General features: G+C 59.1%; 20 protein-coding genes and 1 tRNA gene. 15 read left to right on the forward strand and 6 right to left on the reverse strand.

Annotated features, from left to right (window positions below; all coding sequences use genetic code 11):
* Nucleotides 1–6 precede the first annotated feature (6 nt).
* From F8N62_RS22675 to F8N62_RS22740, 14 genes are all read left to right on the forward strand, one after another.
* Nucleotides 7–822: an ABC transporter permease gene (locus tag F8N62_RS22675; RefSeq protein WP_150712772.1), complete on the forward strand. Its 816-nt coding sequence runs from the start codon at nucleotides 7–9 to the stop codon at nucleotides 820–822.
* Nucleotides 819–1,607, forward strand: coding sequence for an ABC transporter ATP-binding protein (locus F8N62_RS22680; RefSeq protein WP_150712773.1), 789 nt, complete (start codon nucleotides 819–821; stop codon nucleotides 1,605–1,607). Before F8N62_RS22675 ends, F8N62_RS22680 begins: the two co-directional genes overlap by 4 nt.
* Before the next feature lie 12 nt (nucleotides 1,608–1,619).
* Nucleotides 1,620–2,345: an urea amidolyase associated protein UAAP1 gene (locus tag F8N62_RS22685; RefSeq protein ID WP_150712774.1), complete on the forward strand. Its 726-nt coding sequence runs from the start codon at nucleotides 1,620–1,622 to the stop codon at nucleotides 2,343–2,345.
* 11 nt (nucleotides 2,346–2,356) lie between these two features.
* The gene (locus F8N62_RS22690; protein WP_150712775.1) at nucleotides 2,357–2,998 is read left to right on the forward strand and encodes an urea amidolyase associated protein UAAP2; all 642 of its coding nucleotides are present in this window, start codon (nucleotides 2,357–2,359) and stop codon (nucleotides 2,996–2,998) included.
* 262 nt (nucleotides 2,999–3,260) lie between these two features.
* Nucleotides 3,261–6,887, forward strand: coding sequence for an urea carboxylase (gene uca / locus F8N62_RS22695; protein ID WP_150712776.1), 3,627 nt, complete (start codon nucleotides 3,261–3,263; stop codon nucleotides 6,885–6,887).
* A gap of 25 nt (nucleotides 6,888–6,912) precedes the next feature.
* Complete coding sequence (gene atzF / locus F8N62_RS22700; RefSeq protein WP_150712777.1) at nucleotides 6,913–8,685, forward strand: allophanate hydrolase; 1,773 nt, start codon at nucleotides 6,913–6,915, stop codon at nucleotides 8,683–8,685.
* Between the two features lie 334 nt (nucleotides 8,686–9,019).
* Entirely contained in the window at nucleotides 9,020–9,214 is a 195-nt protein-coding gene (locus tag F8N62_RS22705; protein WP_150712778.1) for a cysteine-rich CWC family protein, read from the forward strand.
* A 57-nt stretch (nucleotides 9,215–9,271) separates the two neighbouring features.
* Nucleotides 9,272–9,964, forward strand: a complete 693-nt coding sequence (locus F8N62_RS22710; RefSeq protein ID WP_150712779.1) for a pseudouridine synthase — start codon at nucleotides 9,272–9,274, stop codon at nucleotides 9,962–9,964.
* Nucleotides 9,965–10,276: 312 nt separating this feature from the next.
* Nucleotides 10,277–11,161 carry an alpha/beta fold hydrolase gene (locus F8N62_RS22715; RefSeq protein WP_150712780.1) on the forward strand — a complete coding sequence of 295 codons (885 nt, stop codon included), beginning with the start codon at nucleotides 10,277–10,279 and terminating at the stop codon, nucleotides 11,159–11,161.
* A gap of 161 nt (nucleotides 11,162–11,322) precedes the next feature.
* A tRNA-Gly gene (locus F8N62_RS22720) sits at nucleotides 11,323–11,396 on the forward strand.
* A gap of 280 nt (nucleotides 11,397–11,676) precedes the next feature.
* The gene (locus F8N62_RS22725; protein WP_150712781.1) at nucleotides 11,677–13,197 is read left to right on the forward strand and encodes a Fic family protein; all 1,521 of its coding nucleotides are present in this window, start codon (nucleotides 11,677–11,679) and stop codon (nucleotides 13,195–13,197) included.
* An 88-nt stretch (nucleotides 13,198–13,285) separates the two neighbouring features.
* Entirely contained in the window at nucleotides 13,286–14,248 is a 963-nt protein-coding gene (locus F8N62_RS22730) for an RHS repeat-associated core domain-containing protein (protein WP_191632424.1), read from the forward strand.
* Between the two features lie 405 nt (nucleotides 14,249–14,653).
* On the forward strand, nucleotides 14,654–14,920 hold the full coding sequence (locus tag F8N62_RS22735; RefSeq protein ID WP_150712782.1) for a short-chain dehydrogenase: 267 nt from the start codon (nucleotides 14,654–14,656) through the stop codon (nucleotides 14,918–14,920).
* Nucleotides 14,921–14,999: 79 nt separating this feature from the next.
* Nucleotides 15,000–15,272: a type II toxin-antitoxin system HicB family antitoxin gene (locus tag F8N62_RS22740; RefSeq protein WP_150712783.1), complete on the forward strand. Its 273-nt coding sequence runs from the start codon at nucleotides 15,000–15,002 to the stop codon at nucleotides 15,270–15,272.
* A gap of 260 nt (nucleotides 15,273–15,532) precedes the next feature.
* Here F8N62_RS22740 and tam read toward each other — a convergent pair whose 3' ends face one another.
* Both tam and F8N62_RS31560 read right to left on the reverse strand, forming a co-directional pair.
* Nucleotides 15,533–16,303 (reverse strand): trans-aconitate 2-methyltransferase, encoded by a 771-nt coding sequence (gene tam, locus F8N62_RS22745; protein ID WP_150712784.1) that lies wholly within the window; start codon nucleotides 16,301–16,303, stop codon nucleotides 15,533–15,535.
* Between the two features lie 85 nt (nucleotides 16,304–16,388).
* Complete coding sequence (locus tag F8N62_RS31560; RefSeq protein ID WP_191632425.1) at nucleotides 16,389–16,535, reverse strand: hypothetical protein; 147 nt, start codon at nucleotides 16,533–16,535, stop codon at nucleotides 16,389–16,391.
* Nucleotides 16,536–16,684: 149 nt separating this feature from the next.
* Between F8N62_RS31560 and F8N62_RS22750 the strand changes: the two genes are divergently transcribed.
* Nucleotides 16,685–17,095: a low affinity iron permease family protein gene (locus F8N62_RS22750; protein WP_150712785.1), complete on the forward strand. Its 411-nt coding sequence runs from the start codon at nucleotides 16,685–16,687 to the stop codon at nucleotides 17,093–17,095.
* Nucleotides 17,096–17,162: 67 nt separating this feature from the next.
* On the opposite strand, the gene F8N62_RS22755 is transcribed toward F8N62_RS22750, so the two are convergent.
* From F8N62_RS22755 to F8N62_RS22770, 4 genes are all read right to left on the reverse strand, one after another.
* A complete protein-coding gene (locus F8N62_RS22755) occupies nucleotides 17,163–17,666 on the reverse strand; it encodes a DUF4142 domain-containing protein (RefSeq protein ID WP_150712786.1) in 504 nt (167 codons plus the stop codon).
* Between the two features lie 75 nt (nucleotides 17,667–17,741).
* On the reverse strand, nucleotides 17,742–17,900 hold the full coding sequence (locus tag F8N62_RS32180; RefSeq protein WP_150712787.1) for a stress protein: 159 nt from the start codon (nucleotides 17,898–17,900) through the stop codon (nucleotides 17,742–17,744).
* A 116-nt stretch (nucleotides 17,901–18,016) separates the two neighbouring features.
* Nucleotides 18,017–19,366, reverse strand: a complete 1,350-nt coding sequence (locus F8N62_RS22765; protein WP_150712788.1) for a GGDEF domain-containing protein — start codon at nucleotides 19,364–19,366, stop codon at nucleotides 18,017–18,019.
* Nucleotides 19,367–19,450: 84 nt separating this feature from the next.
* Nucleotides 19,451–20,089, reverse strand: coding sequence for a LysE family translocator (locus tag F8N62_RS22770; protein WP_150712789.1), 639 nt, complete (start codon nucleotides 20,087–20,089; stop codon nucleotides 19,451–19,453).
* Nucleotides 20,090–20,108: the final 19 nt, after the last annotated feature.

The following is a 20,108-nucleotide window of genomic DNA, read 5'->3' on the forward strand; positions in this document are numbered from 1 at the left end:
TTGGCCATGCGCCTGATCAATCGCCACCCGGACCGCCCGAGTCGCCTGTTGCTGGTGATCCTGCCGTTCGCCCTGGTGCTGCTTGCCTACTTCATGGGCTCGGCCGAGCGACTGACGGAAAACCCCAACGACAAGCTGTTGCCGAGCGCCGTGCAGATGACCGACGCGGTGAAGCGCCTGGCATTCAGCGCTGACAGCCGCACCGGCGAGTACGTACTTTGGCAAGACACCGCGTCCAGCCTGCGGCGCCTGGCCATCGGCCTTGGCATCAGCGCGCTGGCCGGGCTGTGCCTGGGCATCGCTGCCGGAACGTTGCCGCTGTTTGGCGCGCCGTTGTCGCCACTGTTAACGGTGCTGTCGATGGTGCCGCCGCTGGCGATCCTGCCGATTTTGTTCATCGTCTTCGGGCTGGGCGAGTTGTCGAAAGTGATGCTGATCGTCATCGGCATCACCCCGTGCCTGGCGCGGGATCTGGAACAGCGTGCCCGGGAAATTCCCGTCGAGCTGCTGATCAAGGCCCAGACCCTCGGCGCATCGACCTGGACATTGATGCTGCGCGTGGTACTGCCGCAGTTGCTGCCGCGTCTGCTGATCTCGTTGCGGCTGATGCTCGGTTCGGCGTGGTTGTTCCTGATCGCCGCCGAGGCCATTGCGTCGACCGACGGCCTCGGCTACCGGATTTTCCTGGTGCGGCGTTACCTGGCGATGGACGTGATTCTGCCCTACGTGGTGTGGATCACCCTGCTCGCCTGGCTGATGGATTGGGGGTTGAAGCGTCTGACACAGCGTGCTTTTCCCTGGTATGAAGGAGCCCGCGCATGAGCTTCATCACGGTGAAAAACGTTTGGCAGCAATACGCCGATCAGGTGGTGCTCGAAGGTCTGAATCTGAACGTCAACGAGGGCGAGTTCTGCACCCTGGTCGGCGCATCGGGTTGCGGCAAATCGACCTTCCTGCGGCTGCTGCTCGGCCAGGAGCGCGCCAGTCGCGGTGAGATTCTGCTGGACGGCCAAGCGCTGGCCGGCGAACCGGATTCAAGCCGTGGCGTGGTGTTCCAGCGCTACTCGGTGTTCCCGCACCTGACCGTGCTGGACAACGTTGCCCTCGGCCTCGAACTGCCGCACTCGCCACTGCTCGGACGCTTGTTCGGCAGCGCCAAAAAAGACGCACGCGAACAGGCTTCGATATTGCTGCACAAAGTCGGCCTCGGTCACTCGCTGGACAAGTACCCGGCGCAGCTGTCCGGCGGCATGCAACAACGGTTGGCCATCGCCCAGGCGTTGATCATGAAACCTCGCGTGTTGCTGCTTGACGAACCGTTCGGCGCCCTCGATCCAGGCATCCGCAAAGACATGCACGCCCTGCTGCTGGAGCTGTGGCGCGAAACGCGACTGACGGTGTTCATGGTCACCCATGACCTGTCCGAAGGGTTCAGCCTCGGCACCCGATTGCTGGTGTTCGACAAGGTCCGCGTCGACCCGCACGCCCCCGGCGCCTATGGCGCACGCATCACCTACGACATCCCTTTGAACAGCGACCGCCGCGCCCATCGCGCCGCCGTCGATGCCTTGCCGACTGAGTTGGCGGGCACCCTTCGTATCGCTTAGAGGAACTGGAAAATGACTGATTCGACCCAACTGTTTCCGCCCTTCGCCGAAGAAATGCTCCCCGGTGGCGGCCATCGATCCTTCGTCCTCAAACGCGGCCAATTACTGCGCCTGACGGACATTCGCGGCGGCGCCAACGTCAGCTTGACGCTGCTCAACGCCAATGAAAAAACCGAGCGTCTGAACCTCCCGGACAGTCTCAAATGCCAACACACCGCCAAGCTGACTACGGGCCATTGCCTGTACTCGGACATGGGCCGCGTGTTGGCGGCAATTACTGCCGACACCTGCGGCTGGAGCGACAGCCTCGGCGGTGTGCTCTGCGCTGAAGAAGTCGCGGAAAAATACGGCGCCGGCCGCTATCAGGAACTGCGCAACGGCTTCTTCCGCAACGGCACCGACAACCTGTTGGTGGAACTCGGCAAGTGGGGGTTGGGGCTGTCGGACTTGCTGATGACCCTTAACCTTTTCAGTCGTGTGAACGTCGATGAGGTCGGGCGTTTTCACTACGTTGAAGGCAACTCCAAGGCCGGCGATTACATCGAGTTGTACGCGCCGATGGACACGCTGGTGGTGCTCACCGCCCTGCAACATCCAATGGACCCTTCGCCGGAATACGCACCGAAACCGCTGAAGCTGAGCTGGATGAACGCCGACGCCAGCGTCGCCGAACACTGCCGCACCTCGCGCCCGGAAAACGAGCGCGGCTTCATCAACACCGACCGTCTGTTCGCCTGAGGATCGCTGCCATGTCACTCGCAATCGCTACCGTTCAAAAGCACCCAGAGACTGCGGTCTACCGCGCGACTATCCCGGCGGGCGAGCCGTGGCTGATGGAAGTCAAAGCCGGCCAGACCCTGCGCATCCTCGATCTGGAAGGCAATCAGGCCGTCGATACGTTGTTCTACAGCGTTGCCAATCCGAAAGAACGCTATGACGTACAACGCACCTTGCGTCGGCAGAACAGTGTCTACCTGAGCACCGGCAGCGTGCTCTATTCCAACCTCGGCAAGCCCATGTTGACCATCGTCGCCGACACCTGCGGGCGCCACGACACCCTCGGCGGTGCCTGCGCGCAAGAGAGCAACACCGTGCGCTACGCCCTGGAAAAACGCTACATGCACAGCTGCCGCGACAACTACTTGCGCGCCTGCGTCCACGATGGGCGACTGGGCAAGGGCGACATCGGGCCGAACATCAACTTCTTCATGAACGTGCCAGTGACTGCCGACGGCGGGCTGACCTTTGAAGACGGGATTTCCGCACCGGGCAAGTACGTCGATCTACGCGCCGAGATGGACGTGATTGTGCTGATTTCCAATTGCCCGCAATTGAACAATCCGTGCAACGCCTACAACCCGACACCTGCGGAGTTAATGGTATGGAACTGAAAATAGTGCGGTTGCGTAAATGGTTGTTTGCCCTGTGCCAGGCGCGTTCCGGCCAGTGCATTAAATGACATCCCCGTAGGAGCTGCCGAAGGCTGCGATCTTTTGATCTTGCTCGAGTATTTCATTGCCCCTACAGATCAAGGTCAAAAGATCGCAGCCTTCGGCAGCTCCTACACAGGCTATGTATTTCAGGCACCGGGGACGACCTCGGCGCCCAACGAAAAACTGCGGGACGGCCCGCATCCCCTTCAGGGGTTCTGCCATGTTCGAAAAAGTCCTGATTGCCAACCGTGGCGCCATCGCCTGCCGCATCCTGCGTACCCTGCGTGAACTGCACGTCAGCGGTGTCGCGGTGTACTCCGAGGCCGATGCCGCCAGTCTGCATATCCTGCAGGCCGATGAAGCCCACAGCCTCGGTGAAGGCGCCGCCGCCGGCACCTATCTGGCGGTCGAGAAAATCCTCGCCATCGCCAAAGCCTGCGGCGCCACGGCAATCCATCCCGGCTACGGTTTTCTCTCGGAGAACGCCGCATTCGCCGAAGCCTGCGAAGCGGCCGATATCGCCTTCATCGGCCCGACGCCAGAGCAGCTGCGGGTGTTCGGTCTCAAACACACCGCGCGAGCATTGGCCAGGCAACACGGTGTGCCGATGCTCGAAGGCACCGAACTGCTCGACAGCCTCGACGCGGCGTTGATCGCCGGCGAACAGGTTGGCTACCCGGTAATGCTCAAGAGCACCGCCGGCGGTGGCGGTATCGGCATGCGCGTGTGTCGCAGTGCTGCCGAGTTGAGCGAATCCTTTGAAGCGGTAAAACGCCTCGGGCAGAACAATTTCAGCGACGCCGGCGTGTTCATCGAAAAGTACATTCAGCGCGCCCGACACCTGGAAGTTCAGGTGTTTGGCGACGGTCGCGGTGAGGTGATTGCGCTTGGCGTGCGCGATTGCTCGGTGCAACGCCGCAATCAGAAAGTCCTCGAAGAAACCCCGGCGCCGAACCTGCCCGAAGGCATGGCCGATGAGCTGTGCGCCGCGGCGATCAAACTGGCGAAAGCGGTGAACTACCGCAGCGCCGGCACCGTGGAATTCGTCTTCGACAGCACCGATCAACGCTTCTACTTTCTCGAAGTGAACACCCGGTTGCAGGTCGAACACGGCGTTACCGAACAGGTGTGGAACGTCGACCTGGTGCGCTGGATGGTGGAACTGGCGGCGGGAGATTTACCGCCGTTGAGCGAGTTGAGCCAAGGTTTGACAGCCGAGGGCCATGCGATCCAGGCACGGCTGTACGCGGAAGATCCGGGGCGCGATTTTCAGCCGAGCCCGGGTCTGCTGACCGCTGTGAATTTCCCGGTCGCGAACGGTAAACAGCTGCGGATCGACACCTGGGTCGAAGCCGGTTGCGAGATTCCGCCGTACTTCGATCCGATGATCGCCAAGGTCATCAGCTGGGCGCCGACGCGCGAAGAAGCGCGAACGGATTTGCATCAGGCCTTGGGCGACAGCGTGCTGTATGGCGTGGAAACCAACCGCGATTACCTGCGGCAAATTCTGCTCGACGCACCGTTCGCCAGCGGTCAGCCATGGACCCGTTGCCTGGAAGATCTGGTCTATCAGGCCACAACTTTTGAAGTGCTCAGCGCCGGTACACAGACCAGCGTTCAGGACTATCCCGGCCGTCTCGGTTACTGGGCGGTGGGCGTGCCGCCGTCGGGGCCGATGGACAGTCGCGCCCTGCGATTGGGCAACCGTCTGCTGGGGAATGCCGAAGGCGCCGCCGCACTGGAAATCACCATGAGCGGGCCGTTGCTACGCTTCAATTGCGACGCGGTGGTGGCGATCACCGGGGCGGTGATACCGCTGACGTTGAACGGTGAAGCCGTGGCAATGAACTCCACGTTACTGATTCCGGCAGGCGCGACTTTGAGCCTTGGCACAATTGCCGGGACCGGCGCTCGCAGCTATCTGTGCGTGCGTGGCGGTCTGCAAGTACCGGATTATCTCGGCAGCAAAAGTACCTTCACGCTGGGGCAGTTTGGCGGGCACGGCGGTCGTGCGTTGCGCGCCGGCGATGTGTTGCATGTACCGGCCTTGAGCGACCGCAGCGCTGGCGAGCAACTGTCTGAAATCGCTGAGTTGCCAGCCGTGCGGCAAATCCGCGTGATCTACGGCCCGCACGGCGCACCGGAATATTTCACCGAAAACTACATCGGCACCTTCTTCGCGACCCAGTGGGAAGTGCATTTCAACTCCAGCCGAACCGGCGTGCGGCTGATCGGGCCGAAGCCTGAATGGGTGCGGGCGGATGGCGGTGAGGCGGGGTTGCATCCGTCGAATATTCACGACAATCCATACGCCATCGGCGCGGTGGATTTCACCGGGGACATGCCGGTGATTCTGGGACCCGACGGTCCGAGCCTGGGCGGGTTTGTGTGCCCGGTGACGGTGATCGAGGCGGACCTTTGGCAGTTGGGGCAGCTCAAGGCTGGCGACAAAGTGCAGTTCCACCCGGTCGACCTCAAGACCGCCCGCACATTGGCAAAAACATGGGATATCTGTGGGAGCGGGCTTGCCCGCGATGGGGCCAGATCAGACACCGCATCAACTTCATCGCAGGCAAGCCAGCTCCCACAAGGGCTTGTGTCGCCAGTGGTGTTGGATCTTGGGCAGGATGACACTCGGCTGGTTGCACGCCTGTCGGGAGACACTCATCTGCTGCTGGAAATCGGCGCCCCTGAACTCGACCTCGTCCTGCGCTTCCGCGCCCACGCCCTCATGCAAGCCCTGGAAAGCCAACACCTGCACGGCGTGATCGACCTGACTCCGGGCATCCGCTCGCTGCAAGTGCACTACCAACCCGAGCAACTGCCCCTGGCCGACCTGCTCGGAATCGTCGCCGGTGAATGGGACGCGGTGTGCGCCGCCAAGGACCTGCAAGTGCCTTCGCGCATCGTCCATCTGCCATTGTCCTGGGACGATCCGGCCTGCCAACTTGCAATCGAAAAATACATGACCACCGTGCGCAAGGACGCGCCGTGGTGCCCGAGCAATCTGGAGTTCATCCGTCGCATCAACGACCTGCCGAACCTCGACGAAGTGCAGCGCACGGTGTTCGACGCCAGTTATCTGGTGATGGGACTGGGCGATGTCTACCTCGGCGCACCGGTGGCCACTCCGCTCGACCCGCGCCATCGACTGGTGACCACCAAGTACAACCCGGCCCGCACCTGGACGGCGGAAAACTCGGTGGGCATCGGTGGCGCCTACATGTGCGTGTACGGCATGGAAGGCCCCGGCGGCTATCAGTTCGTCGGCCGCACGTTGCAGATGTGGAACCGCTACCGCGAAGTCGCCGCGTTCGATGGCAAACCGTGGTTGCTGCGCTTCTTCGACCAGATCCGTTTCTACCCGGTGAGCGCCGACGAACTGCTGCGCATCCGTCGGGATTTTCCGCTCGGGCGCTTCGAGCTGAACATCCAGCACAGTCAGTTGAACCTCGCGGATTACCAGGCGTTTCTGGCAAAAGAGGCCGAAACCATCAGTGCGTTTCGCGAGCAGCAACAAGGCGCGTTCAATGCCGAGCGCGAACGCTGGATCGCCAGCGGCCAGGCGCATTTCGACAGCGAGGAATTGGCCGCTGAGGTCACCGAAGACGCGCCGCTGGCCAGCGGCGAAATGAGCGTCGACAGCCACATTGCCGGCAACCTCTGGCAGGTTCAGGTGCAGACCGGAAGCCGCGTCGCCGCCGGCGATGTGTTGGTGATTCTGGAGTCGATGAAGATGGAAATTCCGCTGCTGGCGCCCATGGCCGGTGTGGTGCGCGAGATTCGTGTGCAGCCGGGTTCGGCGGTGCGCGCCGGACAGCGCGTCGTGGTGCTGGAACTCGACTGAACCCATTTGAAAAAGGATTAACGCCATGACCCTCAACCTGCAACTCGACACCCTGCGCAGCGCCTACCGCGAAGGCAGCCTCACGCCGCGAGAACTGATCCTGAGCCTGCGCGACAAAGCCGCCGCGTTGAACCCGGATTATCACCTGTTCATCCACTTGCTCAGTGTCGAGGAACTGGAACCGTACCTGGCCGCGCTCGATGGCCGCGACCTCGACAGCCTGCCGCTGTACGGCGTGCCGTTCGCGATCAAGGACAACATCGATCTGGCGGGCATTCCGACCACGGCGGCGTGCCCGGCATTTGCCTATGTGCCGCAGCAGTCAGCGACCATCGTCGAGCAACTGCTGGCGCTCGGCGCCATTCCGCTGGGCAAGACCAATCTCGATCAGTTCGCCACCGGGCTCAACGGCACCCGCTCGCCTTATGGCGCCTGCCCGAACAGCGTGTTGCCGGAGTATCCCTCGGGCGGTTCCAGCGCCGGTTCTTCGCTGGCGGTGGCGCTGGGCGTGGCGAGTTTTTCGCTGGGCACGGACACCGCCGGTTCCGGGCGCGTGCCGGCGGCACTGAACAATCTGCTGGGGATGAAAGCCACCAAAGGGTTGATCTCCACGGCGGGCGTGGTGCCGGCCTGCCGCACGCTCGATTGTGTGACGACCTTTACTGCGACGGCGCGGGAAGCCAGTCAGTTGCTGGCGCTCACTGCTCAACTTGATCCACGGGATGCGTACAGCCGCAGCAATCCGCTGTGGAATGACGCTTCGGCATTCGGTACCCCTCGCCCCTTCCGTTTCGGTGTGCCGCGTGCGCGGGACCTGGAGTTTTTCGGTTGTACTGAAGGCCCGCTGCTGTTCGCAGATGCCATCGACCGGCTCAAGGCGTTGGGCGGTGAAGCGGTTGAACTGGATATGTCGCCGTTTCTCGAAGCTGCGCGGCTGCTGTATGAGGGCCCGTGGGTGGCCGAGCGCTACAGTGTCGCCGGTGAACTGATGGAACAAAATCCTCAAGCTGTGTTGCCGGTGATTCGTGCCGTGTTGGCCAAGGCGCCAGCGGTGAACGGCGTGCAAACGTTCCGTGCTCAATATCGGCTGCAAGCGTTGAAAGCGCTGTGCGACAAGGCGCTGGAAGGACTGGAGTGTGTGGTCACCCCGACCATCGGCCGACCGGTCACCTTGGCGGAACTGGACGCTGAGCCGGTGCTGCGCAATTCGGAATTGGGTTACTACACCAATTTCATGAACCTGCTCGACTACGCCGCCGTCGCCGTGCCGAGTGGTTTCATGGGCAATGGTTTGCCGTGGGGTGTGACGTTGTTTGGCCGGGCGTTTACCGATCAGTATTTGTTGAGTGTGGCGGATGCGTTTCAGCGTGGTGCGGATGCGCCTTCTCCTGCCGCCGTCGCGCGCAATGACCGCGCACGGCTGGTGGTGTGTGGCGCGCATCTGGATGGATTGGCGCTGAACTGGCAACTCAAACGTCGTGGTGCAACGTTGCTCGAGACGACGTTCAGTTCACCGGACTATCAACTGTATGCGCTGGCCGGTGGCCCGCCGTTTCGTCCGGGGATGGTTCGGGTGAAAGATGGCGGGGTGGCGATTGCGGTGGAAGTCTGGGAATTGCCGAGCAGCGAGTTGGGTTCGTTTCTGACCGGGATTCCGGCACCGCTGGGGTTGGGCAAAGTGCAACTGGCGGACGGGCGTTGGGAGAGCGGGTTTATCTGTGAGCCGTATGGGTTGGAGGGGGCCGTCAACATCAGCCACCTGGGCGGTTGGCGCGCTTACTTGAAAAGTCTCGGCTAGCACGCAGGAACGACTACAAACTGTGGGAGCGAGCTTGCTCGCGATGGCTGTCTAACAGGCAAAATAATGTCGACTGACACTCCGCAATCGCGAGCAAGCTCGCTCCTACAAGGTCCGCGCTCAATCTTCGTGGCGCGTCGGACCGATCATTCGCGTTCAGCATGAAGCCGTTATTTCCCCGCAGTCCCACTCGAATGCTCCCCATCGGGTCACTGCAACGGACAGCTTGCACACCCTGCTCTCTCGGGCCGATCATGTGATGTATCGGGCCAGGCAATCCGGCCGTAACCGAACCTGCGTGGAAATGCCTCACACCAGCTATGCATAGTCCTACATGAACAAACCAGAATTCTGCCCGGCCTGCGGCGCGTCCAACGACTGCACCCTGGCCGACCCTCGCACCGCCGATCGGCCCTGCTGGTGCTACAGCGTGAGCATCGACCCGGCGGTACTCGAAGCACTGCCGCCCGAGCTGCGCGATAAATCCTGCCTTTGCCCACGCTGCGCTCAGATCGAAGTGCAGTTGTAAGCAACCTCGCCGCCGATCACGTAAGATGCGCGGCCCTTTTCCTGCCGATCTCGACCCATGCGCGTTGACCGTTTCCTGAGCAACCTGCCCCGCTTCAACCGTCAGCAGGTTCGCCTGTTGCTGGTGGAAAAGCGCGTGCGGGTTGACGGAATAATCGTCAGCGACCCGCATGCCGAGGTGCTGGAATTCAGCCGCGTCGAGGTCGACGAGCAAGTGCTGCAAGTCGGCAAACCCGCGCGCTACTTCATGCTGCACAAACCGCCCGGTTGCGTCAGCGCTACCCGCGACCCAGAGCATCCGACCGTGCTTGATCTGTTCGACGAGCCGGACAAGGAAGACCTGCACATCGCCGGTCGCCTGGATTTCAACACCACCGGCCTGATGCTGATCACCAACGATGGCAGATGGTCGCGACGCCTGACCCAGCCGCAGACTAAACTGCCCAAGGTCTATTACGTCGAGACTGAACAGGACATCGGCCCGGAATACGCGATGAAATTCGCCGATGGCCTGTACTTTGCCTTTGAAGATCTGACCACGTTGCCGGCCGAACTGGTGCTGCTCGGGCCGAAATCAGCCCGATTGAGCATCGTCGAAGGCCGATATCACCAGGTGAAGCGAATGTTCGGCCACTTCAACAACAAGGTGCTGCGCCTGCACCGTGAGCGCATGGGCCCGCTGGTGCTCGACAATGCGCTAAAACCGGGCGAGTACCGCGCGTTGCGCACCGAAGAGATCCAATTGATCTAAGCCGCCTACCGCTCAGCAGAAGTTGTCGAACAATTTACCAACGGCACTTGCGCGATCCCCTCGCCCCTGCTTGAATCAGGTCGTCAGCCGAAATGTGACTGACGAGTCACAACATACTTCTAAGAAACTTTTTGTCGGTTAGAGAACCTTCAGGTTCCGCTCCACCGGCAGACTGCCCGCCAATAATAAAACCCGTCGACCGGACTGCAATGGATCGACATGGGCCTCTCAAATTCCAGGCGTATGCCTACCTGTCACAAAGCTCGTGCAATCTCATTTGCGCGCATACCCGCTTGCCAGGAGTCTTACGACATGAGGCCAGAAATCGCTGTGCTGGATATACAAGGTCAGTATCGGGTTTACACGGAGTTCTATCGCGCAGACGCCGCAGAGAAGACCATTATTCTGGTCAACGGCTCGATGGCCACGACTGCGTCGTTTGCACAAACCGTGAAAAATCTTCATCCACAGTTCAACGTGGTCTGCTATGACCAGCCCTACGCGGGCAAGTCAAAAGCCCACAACCTGCATGAGAAATTGCTGACCAAGGAAGTCGAAGGGCAGATCCTGCTGGAGCTGATCGACCACTTCGCCGCCGAACACGTGCTGTCGTTTTCCTGGGGTGGCGCCGCGACGCTGGTCGCCCTCGCCCACCAGCCACGGCGCATCGAAAAAGCCGTGATCAGCTCGTTCTCCCCGGAGATCAACGCGCACATGCTCGACTACCTCGAGCGCGGCGTCGACTACCTCGGCAGCCGTGACGGCGACCGCGTCGGCAACCTGGTGAACAGCACCATCGGCAAACACTTGCCGACCCTGTTCAAACGCTTCAACTATCGCCACGTCAGCAGCCTGGCCGATCATGAATACGGGCAGATGCACTTCCACATCAGCGACCTGCTGCACAGCGACCGCGAGTGCTTTCTCAAAGCCTCGGAGAAAATCAACGTACCGGTACTGTTCGTGAACGGCGAATGGGACGAATACACCGCCGCCGACGGCGCACGACTGTTCGCCAATCGCGTGCAACACAGCACCTTTACCACCATCGAAGCAACCGGCCACTTCCTCGACATGGAACACAAAGCCGCTTGCCGGGACAGCCGCAACGCCCTGCTGGGCTTCCTGCAACCTGCGCCACAGGCAAGCCGACCGCGTTACCACTACGTCCAGGACCACCATGCACTGGCCATTTGAAACAGCGTCATCGCGAGCAAGCTTCGCCCTGTAGTCGCCAGGCTTGCCCGCGAATGACCGTTACACGGTCTGATGTCTTGCTTCACCTGCGCTAAAGCCATCCCGCGCAAAGAAAAACTTCATTTCCACGCGCACATCTGGTACAAAGTCAGCCGCTCTGAGCGGGTGTCGTATAATGGCATTACTCCAGCTTCCCAAGCTGATAACGAGGGTTCGATTCCCTTCACCCGCTCCAATCGAATTTTGGTCTCACGTTGTTGTTTGACGGGGGATGCAGGTAAAAGAAAACCGGCCTTGATGGCCGGTTTTTTTGTGTCTGGGGTTTGGTGAAAATGCCTTTTTGCCCTCCGGGTAGTTACGACTAAGCTCATAAACGTTAGCGTTTTTTTTGCAAATCATGATTTCAGTATCAAATTTCACACGAAGTTAGTATTTTCGCGCCTCGAACAATTAACGTTTTCGCGACACAAGCGCCTTTTGTTAGCGTTTTCATTGCACTGTTAAGGAATTCGTCAATGCCAGTCGGTTTTAAGGCCCTCGCCGATCGCCACCACATCGCACTTGCCCAGCCGCTGCGCGTCGAGTCCACCATAGGCTCTGCACGCGTCAGCCGCGAAAGTGACGGCGGTGTGAAGGACCGGTATCCGCAAAGTTACCGGCCCGCCAACGATTTCTCAGGGCATTTCGAATTCGGTCTCAAGTACGAAGAGATTCATCTTGAGTTCTTCGCACGCCTGTTTGCGGCGACAGGCCCGCAGCCTATTGAAGACTGGTGTCGACGAGAGCCGTTCGGCCAGTACGCACGGCGCACCGGGTTCCTTTACGAATGGCTGACAGGGGAACGTCTGGATGTACCCGACGTGACCAATGGCGCCTATGTCGATGCACTTTCACCCGAAAAATACCTGACACGTCGTGAGCCACTGCGAACGCGACGCTGGCGAATCAATAACAACCTGCCGGGGACGGCTGATTTCTGCCCCTTGGTTCGTCGAACGGCGTCAGTGCGGGAAGCTTTGCAGTTCGATCTACGCGCGGCATTGGATGAGTTGGATCAGGCCTTCGGCGCCGACATCCTTATGCGAACCGCCAGTTGGCTGACATTCAAGGAATCACGCGCGAGCTTTCTGATCGAAAAAGAAGCCGACCAAGCCGATCGCATCCAGCGCTTTGCGCATGTCATTGCCCAACATTGCGGGCATATCGAAAACCCGTTGAGCGACGACAGCCTGCAGTCGCTGCAAGCGGGCATTTTAGGGCGTGATGCCATTGGACTCGGCTTGCGGCGCTCTCCTGTGTTTGTGGGTCAGGCCACGATGCGCGAAGACATCGTTCACTACATCGCCCCGCATTCTTCAGATCTCGCGCAGGCACTGGCAGGACTCAACGAATTCGAGCTCGCAACCCGTGGTGCGGAATCATTGGCACGGGCCGCCGTGTTGGCATTTGGCTTCGTCTATATCCATCCCATGCGCGATGGCAACGGCCGGATTCATCGTTTCCTGATCAACGACACCCTCATTCGGGATAAAGCAGTGCCGGACGGCGTGATCCTGCCGGTGTCAGCCACCATCACCAGTTCGATCGACTTCAGGGCCGGCTACGACCGAACGCTCGAAGTGTTCTCGCGACCGTTCATGCGCCGTTACGCAACGGCCTATCGATTCGGTGAATTGGTGACCTACGAGGATGGCACGCTCAGCAACTTCATCTTCGATGAGTACGAAGACGCACGCTTTGCCTGGCGGTATCCAGACCTGACCGAACACGTCCTGTACACCGCACGCGTAGTCAAGCACACGATTCGGCAGGAAATGGCGGATGAAGCCCGAGTGCTGGTGATCTTTCAGCGAGCTCAGGAGCAGTTGAAAGAGGTATTGGAAATGCCCGATCAGGATGCGAATCGCATTATTCGCTCCATCAAGGAGAACGGCTGGGTGGTGTCTGGCAAGTTGAGAAAAGGGTATCCGCAGCTTGAAGATGAGGGCGTGGCGGAGCGTGTGGTGGAGGCTGTGCGTTCTGCGTTTGAAAAATAAAAGTCCGGGCACTATCAGTTCTGCTAGTACAGAAAGTGGGTCTGATACTGTAAATAAATACTGTCTCTTTCAGTATTCAGGAGGACCTATGCTCATGCCCACGCGACTCAATCAAAACGGGAAAAAAACGATATTACTTGCGACAAATCAGAGTCAGTCAGTACTGATGGAAGTGAGTCAAGGCGATGTGAATCGATTGGCGTACACCGCCTACGGGCATCTGTCCGCTGCTCGACTTCCATCGACCCATTTAGGTTTTAATGGCGAGATTGGCGAACCGTACATTCGTTGGTATTTGCTGGGTAACGGCTACCGAGTCTACAACCCGGTTCTGATGCGTTTCCACAGTTCAGACAAATGGAGCCCTTTTGGGGCAGGCGGCTTGAACTCGTACATGTACAGCGCTGCAGATCCCGTTAATTATCGTGATCCTACAGGTCGCTTCACGGTACCTATCATGCTCAGTCAACTCGTCAGTGCTGCAGGCGGGACATCCGCTTTTGGAGGCTTGGGGCTTTCTCTATCCAACAGCGGTCGATTTAGTGGCCAAGGCGTTTCAGCGTTAGGTTCAGGGGCCGCAGGCGTGCTGCTCGGTGCTGCAGCGTTCGCAAACCCGGCTTCCGTATTAGCACCCGTATTGGCAAGTGCGAGTGTGGCCGCCGGAGCTGCCAGCATGACTCTGGCTTACAGGGCGGCAAGGGCCGCCACAGCGAGAGGTACTCAATGGTTTCAATCGGCGGCAAGGGTATTCGATAGCCCCCCTCGATACTCAACTCTGTCCTCAGTGGAACCGCCGTCATTTTCCAGCTTGAATTTAAGTCCTCCACCGCCATACAGCCCACCCAGAATCCGAACGACTATTGTGCCGACCCATTCAAATGCGCCATCGTCTAATGGACGCCTGATGCGAAGCACAGGTGCCAAAAAAGTTCAGGAATCCTTGTTGCCCCGCCGCGAGTTATTCACAGTGCAGATGAGCGAATTGCCACAACTGCAAATCATAGATGAGACTGCATCCGCGGCTAACAAAATCAGAAAAACCAAAAACTAAGCACCAATTCGTGAGCTTTACGGGTACATCCCCGGCACAGCGCCTGAATCTTCACATCGAGGGAAAACCGCGCCCAACTGTTGAAAAGGCAAGGTCCTACACGACTCTGGGAATTGTCCGTAGACTTGTCCATTGCTGTGTTTTTGTCATGAGGCCTATAGTCCGTTCACGCCAAATTGGCGTATCGGGTTTGGCGACTCGATGGTAAAGGCACAGAAACCTCCGAGCCCGCTCGGAGCGTTTCTAAGCGTACTTGGCTACCTTTTTTTTGGTGGCTGTGCGTGGGAGATCTTCGGGTCTGCCGGTTTGTGCCTTATCCGGTTCGCCAACCCGCGTGCAGCTGCCACCCTTTGTTTGGCGACAACGAGTGGTAGGTGACTTCACTTCACTTAAAGGCAATCACTCATGAATGAATACATGGCTTTAACCAGCAGCGCCGACGACCTCCCCACGTTCTACGTCAACACCACCCAACCGCTGCATTCCTTACTCAGCTCTGCCCGCTACAGAATTGGCGCGGTAACGCAGGTTCTGGAAAACCTCGCGATGCGCGGCGAAATCATCACCGACTCGGTGATTCTCAGCGACTTCGCAATGCTCTGCGCCATACCGCTGCGCGATGGCTGCGATGTGCTGGATGTCATTGCGCGCCGCATGAATGCAGAAAAGTGATGCCGTGAATTGGGGCGCCTTTCGAGGCGCCCTTTGCGTTTTTTGCGTCAGTAACTGGATGAGCAGGAGAACAGTGAACATGCTTTATCCGATTGCGATTTCAACAGGCGATGGCAAGCACGCGTGGGGCGTTGATATTCCGGATGTTCCGGGTTGTTTTTCTGCCGGGGATAATCTCAACGATGCAGTGGCTATGGCGAGTGAAGCCATTAAGGGTCATTTTGAAATATTGGCTGAAAACGGTTTGCCTATTCCACCTGCCAGAGAAGTCGCGCTGCATGCTTCCAATCCAAAGTACGCTGGATGTGTCTGGGAAGCGGTAGAGATCATCATGTCCAATGCTCAACGCTGAGCGTTTTCACACCTCCCGTATATTTTCCGTATAAATCCACACCCCCCAGTAAAGAAGCCGTAGCCCACCATCAAACCCAACGAAAAGTACCCTACTCTGCTCTCTCACTTTCACGTAGAGATCAGCATGGACAATTCAGAGTTGGGGCTCATGATCATTTCAATGATTGGGTTATTCGGCTTTGCGTCTTTTCTTTTTGACTACCTGAGTGCCAAGCGAAGGGACAGATAACGTTCAGCGTTATCCGTCCCTTTTTGGCATCAGCGAGTCGCGACGATGAACAATCGCGGGAACGGCAGCAGCACCGAACCATCACTCAGCGCCGGATACGCACGCTCAATCGCGGCTTGATACTGCTTGAGGTATTGCGCCTTTTCCGCTTCATCCAGCGGTTCGAGAAACGGCCGCAAACCGCTGCCCTTGAACCACTCGACCACACCCGACGCACCACCCGCCAGCGGATGATGGTAAGTGGTGCGCCACACATCGACCCGCGCACAGTGCGGTCGCAGCATCGAGTAGTAATCGCTGGCGCTGGCCATTTCCGTGCGTTGCCCGGCGGCATCCGCCAACTTGCTGGCCCATGGGCCATTGGCAGCGATTTCGCGCATCAGGCGATGGGACGGCTCATTGAGGTTGTCAGGCATTTGAATGGCCAGACTGCCGCCCGGGGTCAGTCGCGCGGCCAGCGATGGCAGTAACGTCGCGTGGTCGGGCAGCCACTGCAACACCGCGTTGGCGAATATCACGTCGAACGGGCCGCTGTCGTTCCAGGTGCCGATGTCAACGGTGTCGAACTGCACCTGCGGCAAGCGCTTGCGCGCGGCGTCGATCATGTCTGTCGAACTGTCCACGCCACGCACCGTGGCGTCGGGAAAGCGCTCCACCAGCAACTCGGTGGAGTTGCCGGGACCGCAACCGATGTCGATGGCCGAACGCGCGTCCACGGGCGGGATCGCCGCGAGCAGATCCCGTGCCGGGCGGGTGCGTTCATCTTCAAAAGCGACGTATTGTCTGGCGGACCAACTCATTGCGTTCTCCTGTCGGTGCGGGGTTGCGGACAACCGGTTCGCTACGATACCTCGACTGGACGCTCTGCTGTATTGCGACCTTAGGCTACTTATCCGCCGCCTCCTTATCCTGCATCTGCACCGAGGATTTGGTGCCATCCGTATTGTCTTTGGTTTCGTTATCCGAGTTATCGAAGCAACCTTGCAGCGCAAGCAGGCAGCATGAAAGGTAAAACAGGCGAGTGAGTTTCATACGTTTCTCCGGGTTCGAGGCAGTGAAGTAGTGACTGCCTTGGATGCCCATTGGTTGCGTCTTTTTTGATCTGCGGGCAAATGTAAGCAGAATTTTCATAACGTCGGCGCTGTCACAAATGCAGGTGCATCCCTATAAGGAAAACGGCAATGAAATTCGCAAAAATCTCACAGAAACTCGCGTTGTGGGCCGGTAGCCCGAAGACGTTCATGGGGGCGTTGATTCTGATTGCGCTGTGGGGGTTGAGCGGGCCGATCTTCAGTTACAACGACACCTGGCAGTTGATCATCAACACCTCGACCACCATCATCACGTTCCTGATGGTGTTCCTGATCCAGAACACGCAGAACCGCGACACCGACATTCTGCATTTGAAAATCGACGAGTTGCTGCGGGTGAACAAAGAGGCGCAGAACGCGATGCTCGGGCTGGAAGCGCTGGATCTCAAGCAGCTGGAGGCGCTGCGCAAGCACTATCGCGCCATGGGCGAAGACGAGGTGCACAGTCTGGCGGGGTTGGTCACCCAGGGTAAACACAAACAGAATTTTAACGACTGCTGAGTTTCAAAAAAAATGGCGCGTGATGTGAATCACGCGCCATTGGCTTTAAACACTGTCAAATGCGCTCTTATCGACCTGCTTGCAGCGCCCGGGCCATTTGCAAATGATTCTGCAGTTTGGGCAGGGTTTCTTCGGCGAAGGCTTTGATTTCCGGTACGTCGGTAGTCTGCGCAGTCTGCTGAAGCTGCTCGATGGCTTCCTGCGTAGTCTTCACCTGGCTGGCGGCGTACTCCTGATCGAAGGCTGCGCCTTCCTGTACTTGCGGCATCAATTCTTTGGCCTTGTCGACCACCTCTTCCCGCGGCGCAACCGGCAGATCCAGTTGTTTGGCGATTTTCGCCAGATGCTGATTGGCAGTGGTGCGGTCGTTGATGACGACGATGGTGTAGTCCTTGACCTCTTTGGATTCGGACTTCTGGTGCGCCAGGCGGCTGGCTTCGATGTCGGCCATACCTTTGGCCGAGGCATCATTGATGAATTCGGCGGGTGACTGGGCAAACGCACTGCTGGCGAACAGGCCCAGTAACGTGGCAAAACCGGCACTGCGTAATCGGGTGGCCATCCGGCTCATGGTCGCGCCCTCCTCATATTAAAAATTCAAACGGGAGCTTTCGCTCCCGCCTCTCGATCAAAACTACCTTCACCACTACTTGGATTTCTGGCCACCTTTGCGGCCCATATCGGGTTTCGATGGCTCTTTATCGACAGTCGTGGTGGTAGTTTTCCCACCTTTTCGATCGGCTTCAGACGCTTTCGTTCGATCGGTGGCAGTGTGTCCCGTGTTCGAGTTTTTGGAATTAGGCATGATTATTTACCTCTTGGTAATGATCGCGGCGAGCTGGAGCCCGCATAGAATCTGAATTTCGATCACTGCAAAGGTTTAGAAAACCTGAAATCGATGCGACGAACGGCAGGCAGTGTTCAGGATTCGAGCCGCAGGTGATGCCGCCGCTTGGCGCTGTACATGGCTTCGTCGGCATGGCGGAATAATTGACTTTCTTCAGTGCCATGTTCGGGGTAATGGGCAACGCCGATACTTGGCTGGATGTTGACGCTGTGACCATCAAGCCGCAGCGGCTGAGCCAGGACCTGACGGATTTTTCCGGCAACATTGTCGGCGTCTCCGGCGGCATGGATGCTGTGCAACAACACCACGAATTCATCGCCGCCAATGCGCGCAACGGTGTCTGTTTCGCGCACGCAACCTTTGAGCCGATTGGCGACCGCCTGAAGCAGCATGTCGCCAACCGCGTGGCCGTGGGTATCGTTGACTTCCTTGAAACGGTCGAGGTCGACGTACAGCAACGCCATGTGCCCAGCGCTCTCCCGGGCCAAGGCGAGCGACGCTTGCAGCCGGTCACGCAGCAATGCGCGATTGGGCAGTTGGGTCAGTTGATCGTATTGCGCCATGCGCTGCAGCCGGGCGTGCAGCTGCTTGCGTTCGATCGCCGTGGCGACCTGGGCACAAACGAACTGCAACATTTCCTTGTCTTGCTCGGTGTAGCGCTCGCCGCCCACCACGCTCTTGACGATCAGTGCACCGATGGTGCCGTTCTGCGAGTTCAACGGTACGCCCAGCCAGCAGGGCGAATGCTGGCTCGCGACAAGGGTTTCGAATCCTGCGGGCGCGTTGTCCTGATTCGGCGTCAGCAGGATTGGCTGGCCACTGCGGATCACTTCGGCACACAAGCGCCCGGTCACGGTTCCCGGCTGCTCGGGTTGTTGCTCGTTGTCGTCGACGTGATAAGGGAAATTGAGCTGCGCGCAGTGCTCGTCGTACAGCGCCACGGAGAAATTCAGCGCCGGCAGCCATTCACCGATGATCAAGTGGATGCGTTTGAACAACGCCAGCAGATCCTCGGCCGCGTGGGCCGCTTCGGAGATCGCATACAGCGCCGCCTGCCGGGACTCGGCTTGCTTGCGTTCGGTGATGTCGCGGGCTACGGCGATGCGCAGCTGATCGACTTCGGACCAGCGCGCGGACCAGAGAATGTGCACTACGCGGCCATCCTTGCGCACATAGCGGTTTTCGAAATTGAGCTTGGGTTCGCCGCCCATGATTTCCCGCGCAGCGTCGAGGGTGCGCTGGCGGTCGGCGGGATGCACCAGATCGATCATCGACTGGCCGACCAACTCGTCCGGCGTGTAACCGAAAATGCGCTCGCAGGCCGCGCTGACGAAAACGAAGCGACCCTGTTTATCGACCGCGCAAACGGCGTCCAGCAGCAAATCGATGTAACTCGCCAGCGGCGCGGAATTTCTGGTGGTCATGGTGCAGAGTGCGTATCCGGAGAGTGCAGCGGTAAAAAAACATCCCTGACCCATACGCCGACCGACGCCTCCTGGCGATCAATCTCAAGCCTTGTTCGGCATCAGCCCCGGCAACGCATGCACCAGAGCGTTGATGGCGAAACCGATAAACATCACCCCGCACAACCGGGTGATCGCCAGCTCATGCCGTTGGTACAGGTTGCGCACCTGCCGTGCACCGACAATGCCGATGAGGATAGCGTAGGCCAACAGACCGCCGACGAAGCTCAGGACAATCATCCACGGCAGCATCGACCAGTGCAGCAGTTCCGCACGGCTGGACAGCAACGCGGTAAAGGTCGCGACCGCTACCGGATAGGCTTTCGGGTTGGTCAGGCCGAACAGAATGCCGTGCCAGAACGGCTGCCGCGCCGGACCTTGAGGCTCTTGGGCACTGCTGCGTTTGGCCCGTACCGCGCGCAAACCGAGCCAGAACAAGTAAAGCCCGCTGAGCACACCCAAGACATCAAACGCCGTGCTGCCGATTTCCCGCGCGCCGACAATCGCGATCAGCGCCGTGCTGCACCAGATCACGTCCCCGAGCAAATGCCCGCACAAAAAACCCGCGCCAGCCCGCCGCCCACGCGCCGCGCCAATGCCGAACACCGCCAACACACCCGGGCCCGGTGTAATGCCGTAAATAAAGCCCGAGGCGAGAACGGCCAGCAGCAGCGATGGGGTCATCGGGAAATCCTTTTGAACG

Origin of the sequence: Pseudomonas fluorescens (assembly GCF_902497785.1) — a bacterium.
Classification (GTDB): Bacteria; Pseudomonadota; Gammaproteobacteria; order Pseudomonadales; family Pseudomonadaceae; genus Aquipseudomonas; species Aquipseudomonas fluorescens_BO.

What these genes read in the sequence shown, in the direction of transcription:
- F8N62_RS22705 (WP_150712778.1), top strand. Translation starts at nt 9,020, where the DNA reads ATGAACAAACCAGAATTCTGCCCGGCCTGCGGCGCGTCCAACGACTGC.
- F8N62_RS22770 (WP_150712789.1), bottom strand. Translation starts at nt 20,089, where the DNA reads ATGACCCCATCGCTGCTGCTGGCCGTTCTCGCCTCGGGCTTTATTTAC.
- F8N62_RS22690 (WP_150712775.1), top strand. Translation starts at nt 2,357, where the DNA reads ATGTCACTCGCAATCGCTACCGTTCAAAAGCACCCAGAGACTGCGGTC.
- F8N62_RS22680 (WP_150712773.1), top strand. Translation starts at nt 819, where the DNA reads ATGAGCTTCATCACGGTGAAAAACGTTTGGCAGCAATACGCCGATCAG.
- F8N62_RS22715 (WP_150712780.1), top strand. Translation starts at nt 10,277, where the DNA reads ATGAGGCCAGAAATCGCTGTGCTGGATATACAAGGTCAGTATCGGGTT.
- F8N62_RS22675 (WP_150712772.1), top strand. Translation starts at nt 7, where the DNA reads ATGCGCCTGATCAATCGCCACCCGGACCGCCCGAGTCGCCTGTTGCTG.
- tam (WP_150712784.1), bottom strand. Translation starts at nt 16,303, where the DNA reads ATGAGTTGGTCCGCCAGACAATACGTCGCTTTTGAAGATGAACGCACC.
- F8N62_RS22765 (WP_150712788.1), bottom strand. Translation starts at nt 19,366, where the DNA reads ATGACCACCAGAAATTCCGCGCCGCTGGCGAGTTACATCGATTTGCTG.
- atzF (WP_150712777.1), top strand. Translation starts at nt 6,913, where the DNA reads ATGACCCTCAACCTGCAACTCGACACCCTGCGCAGCGCCTACCGCGAA.
- F8N62_RS22725 (WP_150712781.1), top strand. Translation starts at nt 11,677, where the DNA reads ATGCCAGTCGGTTTTAAGGCCCTCGCCGATCGCCACCACATCGCACTT.
- F8N62_RS22755 (WP_150712786.1), bottom strand. Translation starts at nt 17,666, where the DNA reads ATGAGCCGGATGGCCACCCGATTACGCAGTGCCGGTTTTGCCACGTTA.
- F8N62_RS22735 (WP_150712782.1), top strand. Translation starts at nt 14,654, where the DNA reads ATGAATGAATACATGGCTTTAACCAGCAGCGCCGACGACCTCCCCACG.
- F8N62_RS22730 (WP_191632424.1), top strand. Translation starts at nt 13,286, where the DNA reads ATGCTCATGCCCACGCGACTCAATCAAAACGGGAAAAAAACGATATTA.
- F8N62_RS22710 (WP_150712779.1), top strand. Translation starts at nt 9,272, where the DNA reads ATGCGCGTTGACCGTTTCCTGAGCAACCTGCCCCGCTTCAACCGTCAG.
- F8N62_RS32180 (WP_150712787.1), bottom strand. Translation starts at nt 17,900, where the DNA reads ATGCCTAATTCCAAAAACTCGAACACGGGACACACTGCCACCGATCGA.
- F8N62_RS22685 (WP_150712774.1), top strand. Translation starts at nt 1,620, where the DNA reads ATGACTGATTCGACCCAACTGTTTCCGCCCTTCGCCGAAGAAATGCTC.
- uca (WP_150712776.1), top strand. Translation starts at nt 3,261, where the DNA reads ATGTTCGAAAAAGTCCTGATTGCCAACCGTGGCGCCATCGCCTGCCGC.
- F8N62_RS22750 (WP_150712785.1), top strand. Translation starts at nt 16,685, where the DNA reads ATGAAATTCGCAAAAATCTCACAGAAACTCGCGTTGTGGGCCGGTAGC.
- F8N62_RS31560 (WP_191632425.1), bottom strand. Translation starts at nt 16,535, where the DNA reads ATGAAACTCACTCGCCTGTTTTACCTTTCATGCTGCCTGCTTGCGCTG.
- F8N62_RS22740 (WP_150712783.1), top strand. Translation starts at nt 15,000, where the DNA reads ATGCTTTATCCGATTGCGATTTCAACAGGCGATGGCAAGCACGCGTGG.